16 protein-coding genes are annotated in these 17,033 nt (G+C 49.9%); all 16 read left to right on the forward strand.

From position 1 onward, the window contains the following. Positions 1 to 8: 8 nt before the first annotated feature. Genes fabZ through B2U56_RS04760 form a run of 16 tightly spaced genes read left to right on the forward strand, consistent with a single transcriptional unit; the run spans position 9 to position 17,028 of the window. Positions 9 to 467, forward strand: a complete 459-nt coding sequence (gene fabZ / locus B2U56_RS04685; protein WP_273015418.1) for a 3-hydroxyacyl-ACP dehydratase FabZ — start codon at positions 9 to 11, stop codon at positions 465 to 467. Positions 468 to 469: 2 nt separating this feature from the next. Then, entirely contained in the window at positions 470 to 1,273 is an 804-nt protein-coding gene (gene lpxA, locus B2U56_RS04690; RefSeq protein WP_013048882.1) for an acyl-ACP--UDP-N-acetylglucosamine O-acyltransferase, read from the forward strand. Then, the gene (locus tag B2U56_RS04695; RefSeq protein WP_041459377.1) at positions 1,266 to 1,763 is read left to right on the forward strand and encodes a KdsC family phosphatase; all 498 of its coding nucleotides are present in this window, start codon (positions 1,266 to 1,268) and stop codon (positions 1,761 to 1,763) included. The genes lpxA and B2U56_RS04695 overlap by 8 nt, the downstream gene beginning before the upstream one ends. Continuing rightward, positions 1,753 to 2,850: an LptF/LptG family permease gene (locus B2U56_RS04700; protein WP_013048880.1), complete on the forward strand. Its 1,098-nt coding sequence runs from the start codon at positions 1,753 to 1,755 to the stop codon at positions 2,848 to 2,850. The genes B2U56_RS04695 and B2U56_RS04700 overlap by 11 nt, the downstream gene beginning before the upstream one ends. Position 2,851: 1 nt before the next feature. Then, positions 2,852 to 3,664: an LpxI family protein gene (locus B2U56_RS04705; RefSeq protein WP_013048879.1), complete on the forward strand. Its 813-nt coding sequence runs from the start codon at positions 2,852 to 2,854 to the stop codon at positions 3,662 to 3,664. Then, a complete protein-coding gene (gene lpxB, locus B2U56_RS04710) occupies positions 3,649 to 4,746 on the forward strand; it encodes a lipid-A-disaccharide synthase (RefSeq protein WP_013048878.1) in 1,098 nt (365 codons plus the stop codon). The genes B2U56_RS04705 and lpxB overlap by 16 nt, the downstream gene beginning before the upstream one ends. Beyond that, on the forward strand, positions 4,743 to 5,849 hold the full coding sequence (locus B2U56_RS04715) for a hypothetical protein (protein WP_013048877.1): 1,107 nt from the start codon (positions 4,743 to 4,745) through the stop codon (positions 5,847 to 5,849). The genes lpxB and B2U56_RS04715 overlap by 4 nt, the downstream gene beginning before the upstream one ends. Continuing rightward, positions 5,842 to 7,596, forward strand: a complete 1,755-nt coding sequence (locus tag B2U56_RS04720) for an ABC transporter ATP-binding protein (protein WP_286952599.1) — start codon at positions 5,842 to 5,844, stop codon at positions 7,594 to 7,596. The genes B2U56_RS04715 and B2U56_RS04720 overlap by 8 nt, the downstream gene beginning before the upstream one ends. After that, a complete protein-coding gene (gene lpxK / locus B2U56_RS04725) occupies positions 7,580 to 9,853 on the forward strand; it encodes a tetraacyldisaccharide 4'-kinase (protein WP_013048875.1) in 2,274 nt (757 codons plus the stop codon). Before B2U56_RS04720 ends, lpxK begins: the two co-directional genes overlap by 17 nt. Next, positions 9,828 to 10,685, forward strand: a complete 858-nt coding sequence (gene kdsA / locus B2U56_RS04730) for a 3-deoxy-8-phosphooctulonate synthase (protein ID WP_013048874.1) — start codon at positions 9,828 to 9,830, stop codon at positions 10,683 to 10,685. The genes lpxK and kdsA overlap by 26 nt, the downstream gene beginning before the upstream one ends. A gap of 3 nt (positions 10,686 to 10,688) precedes the next feature. Beyond that, a complete protein-coding gene (locus tag B2U56_RS04735; protein WP_013048873.1) occupies positions 10,689 to 11,696 on the forward strand; it encodes a KpsF/GutQ family sugar-phosphate isomerase in 1,008 nt (335 codons plus the stop codon). Between the two features lie 46 nt (positions 11,697 to 11,742). Beyond that, the gene (locus B2U56_RS04740; protein WP_013048872.1) at positions 11,743 to 12,948 is read left to right on the forward strand and encodes a 3-deoxy-D-manno-octulosonic acid transferase; all 1,206 of its coding nucleotides are present in this window, start codon (positions 11,743 to 11,745) and stop codon (positions 12,946 to 12,948) included. Further along, positions 12,948 to 14,159 (forward strand): deoxyhypusine synthase family protein, encoded by a 1,212-nt coding sequence (locus B2U56_RS04745; protein WP_013048871.1) that lies wholly within the window; start codon positions 12,948 to 12,950, stop codon positions 14,157 to 14,159. The genes B2U56_RS04740 and B2U56_RS04745 overlap by 1 nt, the downstream gene beginning before the upstream one ends. Next, a complete protein-coding gene (kdsB, locus tag B2U56_RS04750; RefSeq protein WP_013048870.1) occupies positions 14,156 to 14,890 on the forward strand; it encodes a 3-deoxy-manno-octulosonate cytidylyltransferase in 735 nt (244 codons plus the stop codon). The genes B2U56_RS04745 and kdsB overlap by 4 nt, the downstream gene beginning before the upstream one ends. Continuing rightward, on the forward strand, positions 14,891 to 16,021 hold the full coding sequence (locus B2U56_RS04755) for a mitochondrial fission ELM1 family protein (RefSeq protein WP_273015265.1): 1,131 nt from the start codon (positions 14,891 to 14,893) through the stop codon (positions 16,019 to 16,021). It begins immediately after the preceding gene. Further along, positions 16,018 to 17,028: a glycosyltransferase family 4 protein gene (locus B2U56_RS04760; protein ID WP_013048868.1), complete on the forward strand. Its 1,011-nt coding sequence runs from the start codon at positions 16,018 to 16,020 to the stop codon at positions 17,026 to 17,028. Before B2U56_RS04755 ends, B2U56_RS04760 begins: the two co-directional genes overlap by 4 nt. Positions 17,029 to 17,033: the final 5 nt, after the last annotated feature.

The raw sequence follows: 17,033 nt of genomic DNA on the forward strand, positions 1-17,033 counted from the left end.
ATAATATAATGATCGATATTGATAAAATTATGAAAGCCCTTCCACACCGCTATCCATTTCTTCTGGTAGACCGCATCTTGGAAGTAGGGGAAAATCGAGTGGTTGGCCTCAAAAATGTTTCAATTAACGAACCTTTCTTTACCGGCCACTTTCCTGACGAACCGGTGATGCCCGGTGTTCTTATTCTTGAAGCCATGGGGCAAGTGGCGGCCATGATGATCGTTTGCCGACCAAACATGCAAAATATGGTGACATACCTGACAGGAGTGGACAAGGCCCGTTTTCGCCGCCCTGTAAGACCTGGAGATCAGCTCATTACCACAGCTGAAATGGTCAAGTCGCGGGGGCTTATGGGAAAAGTGAAAGCAAGATCGGAAGTCGACGGAGAGCTTGCCGCAGAAGCGGAGTACAGCTTCTTCATGGCAGAGAGGCTTTCCAAGAAAGAAGCTATGGAGGAAAGGATTTAGCCATGTCCGTAACCATTCATCCTACGGCAATAGTATCGCCAAAGGCGGTTCTTGAAGATAATATTGTTGTGGGGCCCTATTGTATTGTGGGAGACCTGGTACATATTGGCGAAAACACCACGCTGGAGGCCTTTGTTCGTATCCTCGATTTCACCCGAATCGGGGCAGGATGCCACATCTATGAAAATTCCATCCTTGGCCGGGAACCGCAGGATAAAAGTTTTGGCAATGAAGAAAGCTGGGTTCATATTGGGGATAGGGTGGTTATTCGAGAAAATGTGACAATACATCGCGCCTGTGGTGAGGGAGCGATTACAGTGGTGGGCGATGACTGCTTCATTATGGAAGGTGTCCATCTGGGCCACAACGTACAGATAGCAAAACGTGTTACCATTGCAAACAAAGCAGGTTTCGCCGGCTACGTTTCTGTGGGAGAGGGTACAGTCGTAGGCGGCCTGGCAGGTTTTCATCAATTTGTCCGGGTTGGCCGCTACTGTATGATAGGGGGTCTGTCGAAAGTTGTGAAAGATGTAGCGCCATTTTTGCTTGTTGACGGCCATCCGGCCCAGGTACACGGTATAAACAGCGTGGGTCTGAAAAGGGCTGGTTTTTCTTCCTCTGACAGGAAAGATATAAAAAATCTATATCGGCATCTTTACCATAGCGGTCTTCCAATCAGAACGGCGGCTCAAAGTCTTGCTGCCGGTGAAAACGCTCTTGCTGCCGAGATCGTTGCATTTGTGGCACAAGCACACCGGGGGCTGGCGCCATGGCCCCATGGTTCTAAAGGAGAGACAGATGATTAAACTCCTTGTTCTTGACGTAGATGGAACTTTGACTGATGGCGGAGTATATCTTGATGGGCGGGGCAACGAGTTTAAACGTTTTGATATACAGGATGGCATGGGCATTTCCCGTCTTCGCCAAGGGGGCGTAGAAGTAGCCATTATAAGCGGCCGTTACTCACCTGCCACAGAAGGGCGGGCAAAAGAGCTTGGCATAGCCCTCCTTCAGAATGGCGTAAAAAATAAATATGAAGCATTGAAAAAACTGGCCTCTGATCTCGCTCTCCCATCCTCTCAGATTGCTTATGCCGGCGATGATGTGAACGATGTTGAATGTCTTCAGTGGGTCGGTCTTGGTTTTGCGGTGGCCAATGCCGTATCAGAGGCCAAAAAGGCGGCAGACAGGGTTACCACCAAAGAGGGCGGCCGGGGCGCTATTCGCGAAGCTGCCGAATACATACTCGCATACAATAAAGAATGGGTAACAGGACGTGGGGATAGTGGGAAATAGAGGAATTCTCGATCGTTTCATATGGAAAGAAATGGCTGGATCCTTTGTTTTTGGCGTCATGGCCTTTACCATGGTGTTTGTAGCGGGCGACCTGCTTTTCCAAATTGCCAGCATGATTATAGAAAAAGGGATATCCATTGGCGTTGTCTTGCGGCTTTTTATCTACAGTTTGCCGGAAGTGATCATTCTGACACTGCCCATGGCGTGTCTGCTCTCGGCACTCCTTACCTTTGGCAAACTTTCTACAAACAGTGAAATAGTGGCGCTGAAAGCCTCCGGAATTTCCTTTCAGCGAATTTTGAAACCTGTCATTGTGGGATCTCTCCTGGTAGGGCTTTCTGCTCTTATCCTTAATGAAACAGTGGTGCCTTTTTCAAATCGTGCCGCGGAAAATCTCATGAGATTCGAAGTGATGCGAGAGAAGCCCTCCGTTCTCAAAGAACAAGTTTTTTTACGGGACGAAAGCAATGGGCAGCTCAACAGGGTTATTTACATAGAAAAGCTTCAGCCTCGAAAAGGAACTATGACCAATGTGCTCGTTCAGGAGTTCGAAAAGGGAAAGCTCAAACGGATAACCGTGGGCAAGACTGGCCTCTGGAAAGATGGAAAATGGTGGATTGATGATGGTGAAGTATTTCAGGTAACGAATGGTGGAAAAGTAGAACTCCTTTTTCGTTTCGAGCGTCAGCAATTCGATCTAAACCTCTCGCCTCAGCAGGTTGAGCAGGCTTCCCGCAAACCGAGTGAAATGAGCGCCCTGGAACTTATGGCCCAGATACGCCTTCTTCAGGCCCAGGGTGGGAACCTTGCGCCGTTGTGGGTTCTCTTCCACCTTCGATTCGCTGTTCCATGGGCGAGCGTTGTTCTCGCCATATTAGGAGCCAGCCTTGGCGTAAGATCCCATAGAACCGGGTCCGGCGTGGGGTTTGGCCTCAGCGTCATGATTGTTTTCGTCTACTATGTAGTGATGTCCCTTTGCAAAGCCTTTGGGGAAACAGAACATATGCCCCCGCTCTTGGCTGCTTGGGTGCCTAACGTCCTCTTTTTGCTTGTAGGAGGATACTTCGCACGAAAGGCGAATGATTAATATGAAAAGAACACTTGCTATTATTGCCGGGGAGGGCTGCCTCCCTGAAATAATTTGTGCCAGGCTTTTCAAAGAGGGAATGCCCCCTTATGTTTTTTCAATGGGAGCGGATATAGAGCGCCTCGCTCCTTTTGCAAGGCAAATTTGGACAGTGGCAACACCTGATCTTGAATGGATTTTGGGTCAGATGCTTTCCCATAAAGTAGAGACCATGATACTGGCAGGTCAGGTTCCCAAAAGTCTCATGTACCAGCGAGAAAACCTCGACGTATTGCTGAAACAGTCTCTTGATGCAGAAAACAACGATGACCACGCTCTTCTCAGTCGTATCGTCCGTACTATAGAAAAAACTGGAATTAAAGTAGCAGGGTACAGACAGATCCTTTCTGATCTCCTCACTCCTGAAGGGCAAGTCTCAGCCCGAGGCCTTTCAGATCAGGAAGCAAAGGATGTAGCCTATGGCTGCTCAATCCTTTTTCATCTTCTGCCCCTTTCTTTTGGCCAGAGCATCGTCATACACAGCGGCGCGGTTGTGGCAGTGGAAGCTATGGAAGGAACAGATGCCATGCTTCAGCGGGCTGGAACATTGGTCCATGGAGGCTCTGTGATAAAAATGATGCGGGCAGACCAGGATGAACGCTTTGATATCCCTGTAGTGGGAACTCATACCCTCCACATGATGGAGAAAGCCGGACAAACCTGCCTGGCTCTCGAAGCCGGCCGTACCCTCATGCTTGAGAAAGAAGCTTTTCTTGAGCTTGCTGCCCGGCTGAACATCGCAGTGGTGGGAGTGCCCCCATGTCTATCTATATAAGTTGCGGCGAACCTTCAGGGGATCACTACGCAGGCTCTATCATCCGGTATCTTCGCAAACAAACTGACGAGCCCATCATGGGGATGCTTGGTCCCAGGGGAGTCGCAGAACAGGGGGAGGCTCTCTGGACAATCGACCAACTGAGTCTTATGGGCAGCACAGATATCCTGGCGGCTATCCCCAGGCTCCTTCGCCTTAAAAATACCATGGTGAAGTTTATTCTCAAAGAGCAGCCCAGGCGGGTCATTGTTATAGACAGCCCGGATTTTCATCTTCCACTTATCCGGTCGCTGCGAAAGAAGGGGTTTGAGAATCCTATTTTCTACGTGGCCCCGCCCACTGTCTGGGCGTGGAGAAAAAAACGAGTCAGGACACTGCGGCGGTATTGCACTCTTCTGCTGCCCCTGCTGCGCTTTGAACACCTCTATTTAACAGAACATGACGTTCCATCCCTTTGGATCGGCCATCCCTTCCTTGATGAGACCAGTTCCTCTGGTGTCACAGAACCGTCAGGCCGAATCATTGCCCTTCTGCCAGGAAGCCGCACTGGGGAAGTGAAAAGGCTGCTGCCCATACTTGTGGAAAGTGCCCGACAATTTCAAAGTATGGGATATGAACCTGTCTTTTCAATTGCCCCAGGCCTTTCTTCTTCTATCCGTGAAAAGATGAAAAGAGACTTGCGAAAGTGGACTCTTTTTGAAGGAAGGGGAAAGGAACTTATGGAACGGAGCCGGATGGTAGTGGGGGCGAGTGGAACAGCCTCCCTTGAGGCCATGATGGCAAACCGTTTCATGATCGTCGTGTATAAAGGGTCATGGCTATCGTGGCGCATCTATAAGAATTTTGTTAAGACTCCCTGGGTTTCGCTTCCTAATATTATGGCCCACGAAACAGTTTATCCCGAGCTTCTGCAAAAAGAGGCCTCTTCTTCCCGTGTTATGGAAGAGGCGATCCTTTATCTTGATGATCCCGAGGTGGAAAAGCAGAAACACGAAGCTCTTATGAGAGGCAGAAAGGATTTGGGAGTGCCTGGAGCTACGGAACTTTGGACTCAGGCTATTCTCAAGGGGGGGCTGCCATGAATTCCGTGACTCTTCTTGTCAATGGCCCGGGCGAACTTTGGGGATGGTGCCGCCCCCTTACGAGAGAACTTAAACGCCGTAATAAAAATGTTACAATCTGGATTCTTCCATGCCAATTTGCCAGTGGGCGGGAAGGTCATGCGGCCATGGCACTGGGAGCGGATGAAGTGAAGGGGCCTTACTCTTCGGCAAATACTTTGCGGGCTATGAACCATCATGAAACTGATGGTATTATTCAACTGGGCGGCGATCTCTTTTTTGGGCGCCATATGGGCCAAAAAGGAAAAGTCCCTCTTTTCTGCTACACTTATGGCCGTAAAAAAGGATTGGAACACTGTAGTGGTGTCTTTACCGCCTTTGAATCCATGGCCCGGTCCATATCTCCTAATGCGGCAGTAGTTGGCGATCTTGTTAAAGAAGGGATCCTTATGGATGACGGCCCTTCTCCCTGGCTGGATAGGCAAGGTCTTAAACTGGTTTTATTCCCGGGAAGCCGCCCTGCCATACGCGCCAAGGCTCTGCCCTATCTTATGGAAGTGGTCTCTTTGCTGCGGGAACAGACAGGGCCGCTTCAGGTTGCAACTCTCCTCTCTCCCTTTTCGAAGGCTGAAGAGCGGGAAACCTGGCGTTCCGCGGGTTTAAACCCGGCGATGGCTGGAACAGGTGTGGTTCTTAAAAATGCGGACATGGCCTTAACCCAGCCTGGAACAAACACCCTTGAGCTTATGCATATGGGAATACCCGCACTCGTTGCCGTTCCCTTCGCTTTTTTGAGGGAAATCCCCATAAGCGGCTTAAAGGGGCTCATTGCATCCTTGCCGATTTTTGGTCCGGCTGTTAAAGAGAAAGTGCTGCGGTGGAAAGCGAATCATAGAACCTCCTACCTGGCGTGGCCTAATCGGCTTTCTCAAAGCCAGATAATGAAGGAAGTAGTTGGAGAACTGAGCTCGAAAGATGTAGTTAGGGAAATAAGCGCCCTCTGGTTCGACCACGAAGAACGAAGAGCCCAGAAAATAAAATTATGCCAGCTATCCGGGCGGTCTATAGAAACACCTTCGAAAAAGTTATGTGACATGATCGAAAGGCTGTGTATCAATGAATAAGAAGCATATTTACGTACGTCTTTTAGAATATACCCGGCCATATTTCCCGAGGCTCTTTGCCGCCCTTGGGTGTATGGTTCTGGCCTCTGTCTTTACTGTCATTCCCCCGTGGCTTTTAAAAAACGTGGTGGACGATGTTCTCATCGCTAAAAAGATGGATGTTCTCAATGTGCTTACCATCGGTCTGGTGCTCCTTTTTACGGGCAAAGGTATCGCTTCCTACGGCCACCAGTATCTTATGAACTGGGTGGGGCAGCATGTGGTCATGGACCTTCGTGTGGGCCTCTACGATCATATGCAGAATCTATCCCTGCGATATATATACGGCAAGCGGGTAGGCGAGCTGATGTCGCGCATCACCAACGATGTCAATGTACTGCAGAACATGGTTACTACTGTCATAGTGGATCTTGTGGTACAGGGCATCACCTTTTTGGGCATGCTTGGGTTCCTCATATATATCAACTGGCGTCTTACCCTTATCACCTTTGCCATTCTGCCCCTGACCTTTTTCATTCTTGACCATGCCTCCAAAAAACTTCGCTTTGTCGGGCATGCGATCCAGGAAGAGCTGGCCAGGCTGTCTGCCATCATTCAGGAAGCCCTGTCGGCCATACGCATCGTGCGTTCCTTTGTGACGGAAGCCATGGAATCTCAACGCTTTAAGGACCAGAACAGAGCGAACTTCAAGGCCCTCATGCATGGAGTGCAGGTACAGGCTGCCCTCTCAGGTGTTATCGAAGTGGTGCTCATTGCGGCCCTTGCCTTAATTCTCTGGATAGGGGGGAGAGATGTTATAAATGAAAAACTCACTCCTGGTGAACTCATCGCCTTCTTGGGATATCTTGGTTTTCTGGTTCACCCTATCCGGGTCTTTACCCGCGTGGTCAGCAGCATGCAGCTGTGCCTGGCTTCGGCGGAACGCATCTTTTCAATTTTTGATACCCCTTGTGAAATACGTTCGCCAGAACATCCCGTTCCCCTGGGAGTCATACAGGGTGCGATCAAAATGGAAGATGTCTGGTTTGCCTATAAAGACGAACAGTGGGTGTTAAAAGGCGTCGCTCTCGAGGTCTGTCCTGGAGAAAGGGTTGCCGTTGTCGGCGAAACAGGCGGCGGGAAATCTACTCTCATGGACCTTATTCCCCGCTTTTATGACCCTTCCCGCGGGAAAGTGAGCGTTGATGGTTGCGATGTGAGAACCCTTGATCTCACAGAACTGCGGAAACAGATTGGCATTGTACCCCAAGACCCGGTTCTCATGAAGGGAAGTCTGGCCTTTAACATCAGCTACGGTTTTCCCCAGGCTACAGAAGAGGATATAGTGAAGGCGGCTCAGATTGCCGGTATCCATTCCTTTATAACCAGCCTTCCCGAAGGATATGACACTGAAGTGGGAGAACGGGGAGTTACCCTCAGCGGCGGCCAGAGACAGCGCGTGGCCATAGCTCGTGCCATTATACGGAATCCCCGCATCCTTATTCTTGACGAGGCTACATCATCTCTTGACGTGGCCGTTGAAAGCCAGATACAGGAAGCTATGGAAAAAGCCATGGAAGGCCGAACCTCCTTTGTCATCGCCCACCGCCTGTCCACTGTGCGGAGTGCGGACCGCATTCTTGTCCTCAGTAAGGGGCACATTGTGGAAAGCGGCACCCACGACGAGCTCCTTGAAAAGGGTGGAATCTACCGCCACCTGTACGAGCTGCAATTTGGGGGAGAGAAGAACAATGAAACTCGTCCGTAGTTATCTTGAATGGGCCAGGGGAGAGCGGCAGTTCAGCCCCTGGGCCTTGCTCGTCCCCTTGGCCTGTGTTTCTCAAAGTTTTGCCCGGTCGCGTAATTTTGCCTTCGACCATGGTCTTGTGGCAAGCTATGAACCGCCTATTCCCGTTATCAGTGTAGGAAATATTACCCTTGGCGGAACAAACAAGACGCCTTTCGTAGAAATGCTTTCCCGCCATTTCTACAATATGGGGGTTCGTGTGGGCATTGTAAGCCGGGGTTATGGAGGGCGGACAAGCGAGCCTGTTGTAATAAAGGGTACTTCTTCTGAAAGAGAGATCGTTGGAGACGAGCCCCTCCTTCTGGCCTCCCGTCTTCCCCATGTGCCAGTGGCAGTTTCGAGAGATCGTTTAAAAGACGTGGAAGCCTTGCAGAAACACAATGTGGAACTCATTGTCGCCGATGACGCCTTTCAGCATCGCCGTTTAGGGCGGGATGTGGATATAGTGCTCGTGGACGCCTGCTGCCCCTTCGGAAACGGACGCCTTGTACCGGCGGGCATTTTGAGGGAACCTCCAAAAGCTATTCAAAGGGCCCATATAGTGGTCATAACAAAGGCCGATCAGGTTTCAGAAGATGAGCTGCGAAGCCTCCGCCAGAAGCTTTTGCAATATATTCCGGCAGACCGTCTGTTCACATCGAGGCTGGAACTGCGATGCTGGTCTTTATGGGACGGTTCCTGGCAGGATATGGAAGATTTTACTGTGAAGTCCCTGCCTGTGGTGGCCTTCTCCGCCATTGGAAGCCCGGAAAGTTTTAGGCGGACACTGGACCAGGCAGGTTTGCGCGTGCTCAGGGAACAGCGCTTCAAAGACCACCACCGTTTCGACCTGAGAGATATGGAACGGCTTGCCGCCCTCAAGGAGGAGCTGGGGGCCCGATATCTGGTCTGCACTGAAAAAGACGTCTACAATCTTCCCAAGGAGCCCCTTATCTCTCCTCTTCTTGTGCCTATAATCTCAACAGTCATAGACGAAGAAGACCGTTTCTGGAGTATTGTTGCAGAAAAACTTCGACCTCGGCTGGTAGTGGCCTCCAACGGATATGGAGAAGATGCCATGGGAGCTCTTTTGGCTCAAAAAGTGAAAAAGCGGTTCCCGTGCGCTTACGTTACGTCCTTCCCTATTGTGGGAAAGGGAGAGCAGTACGAGAATGCCGGCATCTCTGTGGACTCTGTACCTTCTGAATCCCCCTCAGGAGGGGTAATCAAATATCACATTTCAGATTTGCTAAAAGATCTGAAATCGGGGCTTGTCCGTCATATATTTTCCCAGCTCAAAGCCTGGAAAAAACTGCGCGGCGAGGTGCGCACCCCTCTCTGTGTTGGAGATGTCTATCTTTTACTTCACACCCTCTGGGGGCAGGGACAACTTCCAGTTCTCGTAGCCACGGCCAAAACCGTCTATCTGAGCGGCCATTGGCGACTTGAGCGGTTTCTTTTAAAACATCGTTGCCGCCGGGTTTGGACACGGGATTCCGAGACCGCTAAAGAGCTTGTACGTTCCCACGCCGACGCGGTGTTTGCGGGGAATCCAATAATGGACCTCACATGTGATAATAATAGTGGATATTTTCAATGGCCCAAAGAAAAGGGAGCCAGGGTGCTTTTGTTGCCGGGCAGCAGACAACGTGCCTATGATGATATGAAAATGCTGCTCGACGCTGTGGAGATCCTTAATAAAAAGACGTCGTGCGTATTTGTGGCAGTTATTGCCCCCTCACTGGACATAGAGCAATTGGTGGCAGCGGCCCCTGGGTGGCGGCTGGCTGACGATGGACGAGGCATTGTAAAGAACGGATTACGGGTATTGTTCTATTTAGGTCCTCTTGTATCAGTCGCAACCGACGCCCATATCCTTATAGGTCTTGGAGGAACGGCTAATCAGGTCTGTGCAGGCCTTGGAGTTCCCGTTGTTTCCATAAGGGAGAAAGGGAAGCTAGTGCAAAAAAAACTTCTTGGAGACTCTGAAATCCTTGTTTCCCCCGATCCACAGGTTCTTGCTGATACGGCTTTCGTCATTCTGTCCGATTCAGAACTTCGTCAATCTATGGGAGAAGAAGGCAAAAAGCGCCTTGGCGGTCCAGGAGCATTAGACAATGTAGTAGAGTATGTGGCACGAGAATACGGTTGGGATCTCCGATGTCGCGTCTATCAGAAAATATCCCGCATTATAAATCAGGGAGATGACATTCATGGTTCATACAGTACCAATTCATAATTTTTTTGTAGGTGGAGAAGCCCTTACAGTCATTGCTGGTCCCTGCTCTCTCGAAAGCCTGGATTTGGGTCTGGAAATAGGGCAGACAGCAAAGGAAATATGTGATCGTCTAGGCATGAACTATATTTTTAAAGCTTCTTATGACAAGGCAAACAGAACTTCCATTCACAGCTATCGCGGTCCAGGCCTTGAAAAAGGCCTTGCCCAGCTGGCAGAGATAAAAGAAAAGCTTTCAGTGCCGGTACTGACCGATATCCATGAGTCATGGCAGGCAGAGCCTGTGGCAGAGGTGGCTGATATCTTGCAGATTCCCGCTTTCCTCTGTCGCCAGACAGACCTTCTCGTAGCTGCCGCCCAGACCCGGCGCGCCCTTCATATAAAGAAAGCCCAGTTCCTGGCCCCCCAGGATATGAAGCAGGTTGTGGAGAAATGCAGAGAAGCGGGAAACGAAAAGATCTTGTTGTGCGAAAGGGGCACCACTATGGGCTATAACCAGCTGGTTGTGGATATGCGTTCTCTTGTTTTGATGCGGAGTCTTGGATGTCCTGTTGTCTTTGATGCCACCCATAGCGTACAGATGCCTGGCGGAAAGGGAACGTCCAGCGGCGGAGACCGGCGTTTTGCCCTTCCCCTGGCAAGGGCTGCTGCCGCTATCGGCATTGACGGCCTCTTTATTGAAACCCACCCTGATCCGGACAAGGCGAAAAGTGACGGACCCAATATGGTCCCCCTTAAAAAACTTGAGTATTTTCTCTTTCAGATAAAAGAAATATGGAATTTTGTAGAAAACACCATCGAAAAGGTAAATCTTGATTGGGCGGAGGAGGCGTAGAAAATGGTCTGTCTTCCCAGAGATCGGGCAGGGATCGATCTCGATGACGAACGGCTGCTTTCCATAGGCCGAGATGTATTAAAACAGGAAGCGAGCGAATTGTTGCGAGTGGCCGACGAAATGGGCCAGGAAATTGTTAAGGCGGCAAGGGTTATTCATTGCAGCAAAGGCCGTCTTGTTGTGATAGGCATGGGCAAATCGGGGCTTATCGGCAGAAAAATAGCGGCAACCCTTGCATCCCTGGGGACGCCGTCTTTCTTTCTTCATGCTGCCGAAGCGTCCCATGGCGACCTCGGCATGGTTTGCAGAGAAGACGTTGGCCTTTTTATCAGCAATAGCGGAAAAACAAAAGAAGTGGTGGCCCTCCTTCCTTTCTTTAGGCGGTTAGGAGCGCCTGTTATATCCATCACTGGCGGAATATCTTCTCCCCTTGCTAAAAACTCTGACATAGTCTTGAACTCAAGTGTCAGCAGGGAAGCGGATCCATTGAATCTGGCCCCGACGAGCAGCACCACTGTACAGCTTGCAATTGGCGATGCCCTTGCAGGCATGGTAACGGAACTCCGGGGGCTTGAAGAAGATGATTTTGCCCTCTTTCACCCAGGGGGTGCCCTTGGCCGAAGGCTTTTGACTAAGGTCGAAGATGTTATGGGATCTGGAGATAAGCTGCCGGTGGTCATCGAGCATGTCAAGGTAAGCGACGCCCTTTTCGAGATGACGAGCAAGGGATACGGGGCAACGCTCATTGTTGACGAAGAGGGAAAACTTGCCGGAATATTTACAGATGGCGATTTGCGTCGCCTTATTGAGCGGTGCGGAGTGGAATGTCTTGAGTCTGATGTGTCCAGTGCCATGACAAAAAATCCTGTCACGCTGGAAGCTGGCCGTTTAGCTGCGGAAGCCGTCCATATAATGGAAGAAAGGGAAATTTCAGTGCTTATTGTTGCGAAGGCAGGCAAGCCCATTGGAATTATTCACCTTCACGAACTGCTTAAAGCGGGGGTGGCCTGATCTGAACTATTCTGCGTACAGGGCCCTCATATCAGCAGCCTATCTCATGGCGTACCCATGGCTGGCGCATAAATACAAAACGGGGCTGAATGAGCGGAAAGCTCTTTATACAGAAGAAAAAAAACAATTGTTTCGTAGAAAAAACCCACTTTGGGTTCATTCCGTTTCAGTAGGAGAGGTTCAATCGGCCTGGCCCCTTCTTCTTGCGGCCCACGAAGATGTTCCGGATCTTCCTGTAGTGTTGTCTACGACAACCGTTACAGGAAAAGATATGGCCCATCAGCTGGTATCAGAACTATTTGACGCCCATATCTATTACCCCTGGGATACTCCGTGGATCGTGGCTCGCGCTCTTGACGCCATACAGCCCAAAGCCTATGTGGTTATAGAAACTGAGATTTGGCCCAATTTGCTCAAAGAGCTGGTAAAACGGCAAATTCCGGCATTTCTTGTGAATGGCCGGTTTTCAGAAACGACATCGTTAAAGGGGAAAAACCACCCGGATTTCTGGCGGAATATTTTTTCATGCTTTACCCGCCTTATGGTTCGCTCAGATAAAGATGAGGAATATCTGCTTTCTTTAGGGCTGGAGCCAGAGAAAATCGCAGTGACGGGAGACTGCAAAGTTGACGCTCTCAGATTGAGGCAAAAAAGTGCGGACTTCAGCTGGGCTAATAAACTTATTGGCCGCCGAAAACCGGTTTTTTTAGCCGGCAGCACCCATACAGGAGAAGATGAAATTGTCCTTGAGGCCTATTCACAGGTCAAAAAGCAAATACCAGAGGCCCGGCTCATCATAGTTCCACGCCATCCCGAACGGGCCGAGGCCGTCACTGCTTCAGCTCAGAAAATTGCCAAGGCGGAGCGCCTCTCTGCTGTAAAAAATGGATGGGACATCCTTATAGTCGATAAAATAGGGGTTCTCTTCGACCTCTACGGTGTTGCTGACAGTGCCTTCGTGGGAGGAAGCCTGGTTCCTAAAGGGGGGCAGAACCTTATGGAGGCCGCAGTCTTCGGCATACCGGTCTGTCATGGTCCGAATATGGAAGATTTTCCCGAAGCGGCAGCAGGTCTGGCAGCACACCATGGGGCAGTAACTGTGCGAAATGCGGAAGAAATGGCTGAATGGTGGCAGAAAAGCCTCTCTCCCTCTATGAGGGAAAGAGTAAAACAGGGAGCGGCACAGTATTTTGAAGGAGTGGGGGGAGCGGCATCCTTATCCTGGAAAGAAATACGTGAGGTGATGGGTTGATGAAAATAAATGAAAAGCTTTTAAATTCCTTTTATCAGGAATTAGACGAAAGATCAAAAGCCAGTCTGGACGAAGCTGTAAAAATAATGACGGCAGTGAAGAAAAAGGGCGGCAAAATAATGGTAGCCACAGGCAGCGGCCCTAACATTCACGAAGGTGTCACCACCCTCATAGCAGAGCTTATGGATAAAGGGATCATTGACGGAGTAACCACCAGCTCGGCCGTTGTGGGGCACGAAATGGCAGGTGCTCTCGATAAGGTAAAAATGAGCAGCGGGACGGAGTTCGGATTTGATGAAAAGTATATGCCTCGGGGAAACGTATTCGAATTTACCCAGCTTACTCCCCAGGAAATGAACACCCTACGGCGCGAAATGGTTCTTGACGAAGAACTGCTTAAACGGGGCGAAGAAATAGATGGCCGCATTGTTTTGAAAGCGGCAGGCAACATGGCTTATCCTATGGGGTTGCGCAACGAAATGCTGGCTGCGGAAATATTGAGCATATGCAAGGTCTATGGCCTTCCCTTCGAAGTTGTTGCCGGATGGGGAGCCGACCGGCGCACCATGATCGGAATTGGCGCTGAAAAGGGGTTGCCTGTTCTCGTCAGCATTCCTCAGATGATAGGAAGCGGCCATGTGGGCATGGCTATTGGCGACAGTATTTCTGTTTTTGAACGGTCACAGAGAGTGGCCAGAATGCTTGATGAGGCCGATGTGATCATCGAATCGGCAGTGGCCCTTACCCAGGAAATCCACGATGGGCCTTTCGAATGCTACACTGGCCATGGCATCTGGTCGTGGTGGAAAGGCCTTCATACCTACAGCCTTAGGGACAAGAAACTCATTCGCATCGATCTTGATGAAAACCTTCGCAAAGCCCAGGATCTGCAGAAACAAAGCGCCATGATACAAGAGGCCATTAACAAGGGATTGCCCAAAACAAAGATCTCTAAAATCCCTTTCCGTATGGAAATGTCGGCCTTTGCCAGGCACGAGGGAAGCATCCCCATCATTGGCGATATTGGTCAGGTGTGGCCTGTCATGGCCTGGCGTGTGGCTCAGGAACTGAATGTTAAACTTGACTTTATGAGCTACTCCCAGGAAACTGAGGATGGCAAAGCCATGAGAGAGTGGATAGTCAGGGAGATTTCCTTCCTTGACCGTGATAAATTACTACAAAAAGCGAAGGAGCATCGTATAAAGCTATGAATATACTAGGCGTAATACCTGCTCGGTACGGATCAACCCGTCTTCCGGGAAAACCCCTTGCCGATATTTGCGGCAAACCTCTTATACAGCATGTTTATGAGAAGGCGTCCAGTTCTTCTCTTGGAGCCTTGATAGTAGCCACTGATGACGAACGGATCATCAAAGCCGTACAGGCCTTCAATGGCAATGCCGTTCTAACTTCAGAAAAACATCCCAACGGAACAAGCCGGGCGGCTGAGGTGGCAGAAAAGATGAATGTGGATTACGTCATCAACATTCAGGGCGATGAACCCCTCCTCGACCCACGCATGATCGATGAGGTGATCCATGCTCTCACAGAGAATGAGGACGTTGTCTCCGCGACCCTTTGCGCCCCCATTCTCGATAAGGCGAGTCTTTCAAACCCCAATGTGGTTAAAGTGGTGAAAGACCGTCGGGACTTCGCACTCTATTTCAGCCGTTCTCCCATCCCCTATATGAGGGTTGAAACAGCCCTTCCAGTGTACGAGCACATAGGGATATACGGCTATCGCAAAGATTTTCTTATGAAATATGTGGAGCTTGAGGCTACGCCTCTTTCTACGGCGGAATCTTTAGAACAGCTCAAGATCCTTGAGCATGGCTACTCTATGAAAGTGGTGGAAACGGCTGTGACCCATCGTGGTCCCAGTGTGGATACCCCCGAAGACCTCGATGCCGTTCGCCGTATCATTGGCTGCTCAAAGGAATAGATGAAAAATATGAAGGGCGGGCCAGGGCTGGTCGTCATCTTAAGCGACGGAATACGGGGCCATCTCTTTCAGAGTAGGGGCATTGCGGGCTGGCTGGCCCAGGAAACGGGGACGATTGTAGAAGAATTGGAGGTTCCCAAAGTATCTGGATTTCGAAAACTTTGCCTTCTTAAACTCAAGGGGCGGCATCTTCCGTCCATGGACAAAAAGAGCCTTGAAGATTGGCTGGCAAAGACTGGCGCCACGCAATTGATGGAGCAGTGTCAGACTCTTTTAACTCGACATAGGGCAGAACCCCATGAAGTGCTTTTTATCTCTGCTGGAAGCGGCACGGCTGCCTTTAACCTCGCTCTTTCCTCTTATTTGGCGGCGAAGAGCTGCGCCCTCATGACGCCATCATTTATTGGCTCAAACCCCTTCGATTTTGCCATTGTGCCTTTACATGACAGGCCGAAAGACATACAAAACGTACTGCCAACCCTTGGGGCGCCGAACTCTATTTTCCCTGAAAAGCTAAAGCAGGCCGCAGAAGAGCTAGCCACGCTGTATCCACAAGAATCACAGGATCGATGGGCCCTGCTCATTGGCGGAGACGATGGGAACTATCGTATTAGCGGACGATGGGTTGAAGAAAATGTGAAACCTATTGTCAGCGCTTCAGCGGCCAAGGGGGCGGATCTGTACATAACCACTTCCCGGCGCACTGCCCAAGACGCTGAAGACGCCCTTGTTCATATGGCGGCGAACCAGCCTCACGTTAAAATGCTGCTTCTCGCGTCCCAAAACCCCCTTAACCCCGTGCCTGGGATGATGGGGTTGTGCAACAGGGTGTTTTGCACAGAGGACTCCGTTTCCATGGTATCTGAAGCTATTACGGCGGGACATCGTGTTATATTGATGGGGGTTGAGCATCGCAAGGGCATTAAGGGAATTCTTCAACAGGTGGCGAGCCCCTTTTATTTATGGGGAATTCCTCGCTTTAACACTCTTTTCGATGCCTTTAAAAAAAAGGGATGTCTTGTTGAGTATTCCCCACAGTTTCTGGAAAGCGGCGAAGGCCTTAAGGGGATTAAAGATTTTAATGAAGCCAGACGGGCGGCTTTATGGATTATAGAGAGGTGGAAAGAATGAAAATCATTCAGCTCCTTCCAGAATTTATAGAGGGGGGAGTGGAGCGCCATGTTCTTGGCCTTTCAAACGAATTGTCAAAAATGGGGCACACCGTTCTAGTTGTTTCCGGCGGTGGAAAACTTCAGGAGAAACTTGAAAATGTGGAACACTGGGCACTTCCCGTGTATCAGAAAAATCCTCTAACAGTCATATACGCAGCGATTAAAATAGCAATGCGGATCAAGAGGGAAGGCTGGGAGCTCATTCACGCCCATTCCAGAGTTCCCGCGTGGATCGCGTGGTGGGCCAGCCGCCTTTCCGGAATTCCATTCATTATTACCGCCCATTCCACTTATTCAAAAAATATGGGTATCGCCCCTTTTAAAAAAGCTTTGGGAGCTATTTCGATCAGCAACTGGGTTCAAGACTATCTGGATCATTACTTGCCTCAAAAAAGAGTCGTTATTTTTAACGGGATGCCGCCCCTTCAAAACCAATGGAAGGGGAGTCTTCAATCGACCCCGTTCTTATTTTTGTTTATCGGCCGTCTGACAAAGATAAAGGGACTTCATATAATAATGGAGGCCTTAAAAGATTGCTCATTCCACGATTGGCGCCTGAACGTCGTGGGAGACGGCCCTCAGAGAGAAGAGCTTGAGACTTTTTGTCACGAAAACCATCTTTCAGAGCGTGTGTCTTTTTATGGTTTTCAAAACAACCCGGATAAATGGATGGCGCAATGTTCGTGCCTGCTTTTTCCGTCACTGTCTGAAGGTATGGGGCTAACGTTAATGAGGGGCATTCAAATGGGAGTGCCTGTTCTTGCTTCAGACCTCCCTCCCGTGAGGGAACTATGTAAAAATCCTGAAGAGCTGATTCCCCCTGGTAAGGTGGAACTATGGAAAAACGGCCTCCTTGAGATACTTAAATCGCGAGAGACAAGGCAACATTTTTTTCAAGAAAAAATATCAGGTGAAAAAGAAATGGCTGAGCGTGTAGCAAGCTTTTATCGTAAGATTATTTTTTAAGTCTG

This window comes from Aminobacterium sp. UBA4987 (assembly GCF_002396985.1).
Lineage (GTDB): Bacteria > Synergistota > Synergistia > Synergistales > Aminobacteriaceae > Aminobacterium > Aminobacterium colombiense.